Below are 3020 nucleotides of genomic sequence, written 5' to 3' on the forward strand. Positions count from 1 at the left end.
TATGCGTGTGTTCGCGTCGTCGAGGCGGATCGCGTCCGCCGGCACGCCGCTTTCTTTCAGCGAAGCGGTGAGCTCGCGCCCTATCGCTGCCTCCTTTCCGGTCACGCCCTCGACGGCGAGGAAGCGCATGAGGCGGTCAGTGGCGGCTTGAGTGTCAACAGGCACGACGAATCCTTTTGATCGGCGAAGCTTGTCAGCATCCTTCGGGGCGCCTTGCTTCGCAAGGCTCCTCAAGGCGGTCTGCTGAGATAATTTGGGGGCCAAGAGCAGGGGCGGCGATACGCGGGCCGAGCGCTTTGCCACCGAGCGCGGTGCCGTTCAGAAACTGCGCGCCCAATTGATCGTCACAGGATTGAAGACTACCGGTAGCGCGCAGACCTTGATGCAGCTCGGCGGCCGGATTTTCAATCAGAGTTTCTTGTGTTCGCCTGCTGCAGGTGTTCAATTCGCGTGTCCGGAGGATGCCACTTGACTCTAGGATTTGATGAAATCCGTTTCCCATCTGCGCGCCCGCCGATCGGATTTTTGCGGGTCATTTGTGTCGTGTTCGTGGGTGCGCTCGGATGGTCCGGCTTTCCCGAATTCGCGAAGGCTGCGGACCCTGATGGCGACGATGCGGCAAAAGCCGCTTCGACGTTGCCGAACATTTATCTGGATCTGAGGACCATCTATTCCAGGGTGCCCGCCAATTCGCTTTCGATCGGGTTCAGCAATCCGTCATCCTTGTCATCGGCCATCGCGACGCTTCAGATGCTATCTACCCTTCCGAGCCTACCGTCAGGACACCGCTTTACTTCAGAAGGTGATCGCTCCGCGCACGATCGCTTGGCACCGCATCGTTCGCCTTAATGTCTGCAGGGAGATTGCCGGTTTGGCCGAGCAGCAAAACGACAAGAGCCAGGCACGCGTCATCGGTATCGCCTCCGTCATCTGGGCCAGTTCGATCTTCCTCAGCCGCGTGATGGGACTGGTCCGGGAGCAGATTATCGGCCGCACTTTGGGCGCAAGCCGGACGGCGGATATTTATTTTGCAAGCTTCACGCTGCCAGATTTTTTGAACTACCTGCTCGCCGCGGGCGCACTGTCAATCGTCTTTGTCCCGATCTTTCTGGCGCATCTTGAGCGCGGCGACCGCGACCGCGGCTGGGAATCCTTCAGCGTTATCGCAAACTTCATCCTGGTGGTCGGAACCGTCGGCATAGGGCTGCTCATGGTGTTTGCCCGGCCGCTGGCAGCACTTGTTGCCCCAGGTTTCACCAATGGCAGCGATATCGATACGCTCGTTCGACTGACGCGGATCATCCTGCCGGCTCAGTTCTTCCACGTGATCGGCGGCTTGCTGTCCGCGGCATTGCAGGCCCAGAACCTGCACGTTCTGCCGGCGATGGCCCCTCTGGTTTACTCGGCCGGCATCATCGTCGGTGGACTCGTCGGGGCCCGCTACCCCGAACTCGGCGCCGACGGGTTTGCCTGGGGAGTATTGGCCGGTTCGATCGCGGGTCCGTTTGGATTGCCGCTCTATGGCTGCCTGAGGACTTGGATGCGCTGGATGCCGTTGTTCACTTTTCGCAACCCGGACCTGAAGCGCTATCTTTGGCTGTCGGTGCCGATCATGATCGGATTCTCGATCGTCGTGGTCGACGAATGGATCGTCAAAAACCAGGCGTCATATCTCGGGGTTGGCAGCCTGGCGTATCCGCAATATGGCCGGACGCTGATGAAGGTGCCGATCGGCATGTTCGGAATGGCGGCGGGCGTGGCCGCCTACCCGACGGTTAGCGGACTGATCGCGACCGGAAGGGTGGTCCAGGCCTACGCCCTGCTGACTCGCGCGGTCCGCCTGATGCTGCTTCTGACCTTCGCGACGCAGGTATGCCTGACGATCGCTGGCTTCGAGGCTGTCTACCTGATCTGGGGGCTGTTCGCCGACCGCTTCACCTCGTCCGATGCGCAGGAGACGGCAACCGTTCTGACCTTTCTCTGCCTGGGTCTTAGCGGCTGGGCCGCTCAAACTGTGATCAGCCGAGGCTTCTACGCACTGGAGAGCACATGGCTGCCCACGATCATCGGAACGGCCGTCGCCGCCATCATGGTGCCGGTCTATGTGGTATTGCGACGGCAAGCGGGCGCGATCGGCCTTGCCGTCGCCAGTTCGACGGCCATCATGGTCTACGTGATGCTGCTCGGTTGGCTGCAGCGCCGTCGCTTCGAGCGCGAGGCGGCGGCCAGGGGCGCCAACCTCGACAACTCCTCGAATATGCTTGGTGGCGCCTTACGTCTGGCGTTGGCGGCAGCGATTGCCACTGGCCTGGGCCTGGTGGCACTTACCTTGGCCATGCAATGGCTGCCCGGCGTGCATATAACGGCGATCCTGCTTCGGGCCACACTCCTTTGTACGTTTGGGATCGCCGCGTATGGGTTTCTGGCGCGGCTGTTTGTCGTAAGCGAGGTTGCTGAGTTCGAGCACATTCTGCTGCGGAAGCTTCGGCTCAGGTGACGTCGCAAGCCGCGCATCGAATTTCGCTGGATGATGGCGAGCGATATGTTGCGCCGTTGCCCTCAAGCCCTTCGTGCTCGGGCGTGCTCCCCTGCTGCGCGCCTTCTTCGTTTTGGAAGCGCCCTGGGCGAAATTTGCCGTCCTGATGGCGGCCGCCCCAATGCTCTTTACGGCGAGCCGGTTGCGGCAATCCGATGATTTCCGCGAAGGCGTCGAGGCGTTCCACGCCAAGCGCAAGGCGGTGTTCCGCGGCACGTGATGTGATCCCGCCGCGAAATATTCATCACTCACTGACGCCGACCGCCGCCACCCGGTTGCTCGCCGCCGCGCCCGGGGCTCCCACCCGGTCCACTGCGCACGCATTCGTTGCCCCGCTGCACGGTGCCCTGCGGACAGGTGCAGGCCGTGCCCGCCGGGTTGAGGCTAAGCGGCGGCCTGCACACGATCGGCCGCACGCATTCGTTGCCTCGCAGCACGGTGCCTTCTGGACAGACGCAGGAGTTCGGCGTCGGGCCAGCAATCA

The 3020-nt window shown here is 62.1% G+C and carries 2 protein-coding genes and 1 pseudogene; 2 read left to right on the forward strand and 1 reads right to left on the reverse strand.

Going from position 1 to position 3020, the window contains the following annotated elements; translation table 11 throughout:
* A pseudogene (locus tag ABSG20_RS33555) lies at nt 1–165 on the reverse strand (M20/M25/M40 family metallo-hydrolase); the annotation flags it as partial.
* Nucleotides 166–871: 706 nt separating this feature from the next.
* Between ABSG20_RS33555 and murJ the strand changes: the two are divergent.
* Together murJ and ABSG20_RS33565 are read left to right on the forward strand one after the other, a co-directional pair.
* Nucleotides 872–2497: a murein biosynthesis integral membrane protein MurJ gene (gene murJ, locus ABSG20_RS33560; protein ID WP_423868736.1), complete on the forward strand. Its 1626-nt coding sequence runs from the start codon at nt 872–874 to the stop codon at nt 2495–2497.
* A gap of 73 nt (nt 2498–2570) precedes the next feature.
* Nucleotides 2571–2756, forward strand: coding sequence for a hypothetical protein (locus tag ABSG20_RS33565; RefSeq protein WP_423868737.1), 186 nt, complete (start codon nt 2571–2573; stop codon nt 2754–2756).
* The last annotated feature ends 264 nt before the right edge of the window (nt 2757–3020 follow it).

The sequence above is a fragment of the Bradyrhizobium sp. genome, from assembly GCF_049512235.1.
Classification (GTDB): Bacteria; Pseudomonadota; Alphaproteobacteria; order Rhizobiales; family Xanthobacteraceae; genus Bradyrhizobium.